The organism is Clavibacter lycopersici (assembly GCF_003576405.1).
Taxonomy (GTDB): Bacteria; Actinomycetota; Actinomycetes; order Actinomycetales; family Microbacteriaceae; genus Clavibacter; species Clavibacter lycopersici.
Window position 1 is genome coordinate 1 of the sequence record NZ_QWGT01000521.1, and the last position, 545, is coordinate 545.

The 545-nt window shown below is 76.9% G+C and carries 1 pseudogene; it reads left to right on the forward strand.

From position 1 onward, the window contains the following. Positions 1-227: 227 nt before the first annotated feature. A pseudogene (locus DZG00_RS16330) lies at positions 228-545 on the forward strand (DNA-binding response regulator); the annotation flags it as partial.

Sequence of the window (545 nt, forward strand, 5' to 3'; positions counted from 1 at the left end):
CGGCGACGGGCCGCGCCCCCGCTGGAGCCAGGAGGGGGCGGACAGCCGCGCGACCACCGCTCGCGGTCGCGGCAGCTGGACGCAGACGCCCGCACCGGGTCCGCTCGTCGCGGCGGCGCTGCCGGCCGCCACCTCGACGCAGGCCACGCTGTTCTGACGCGGGCGCGGACGTGTCCGCGCACGCCCCCGGATGCCGTCCCGGCGCGCCCCCTGGCTACAGTTCTGACATGACCTCCCTCCGGCACCCCGAGGCAGGCACCGACGACGCCACCCGGCGGTCGACGCCGCAGCCCGTGCGCGTCGGCGTGCTCATGAGCCAGGAGTCCGCCCTCGACGAGGTCTGCGCGATCCTCCGCCGCCGGGCTCCCGAGGTCGAGGTCGTGGTGAGCACGACGGGCTGGCTCCAGCTGGTGCGCTCACCGCGGTTCCCCACGGACGTGGTGGTGGTCGACTACGACCTCGCCGACGCCGTCAGCCTCGAGGGCCGCATCCGATCGTGCCGCGCGGCGGGAGCGGCCGTCGTCGTCCTGTCGCGGTCGGGCGGG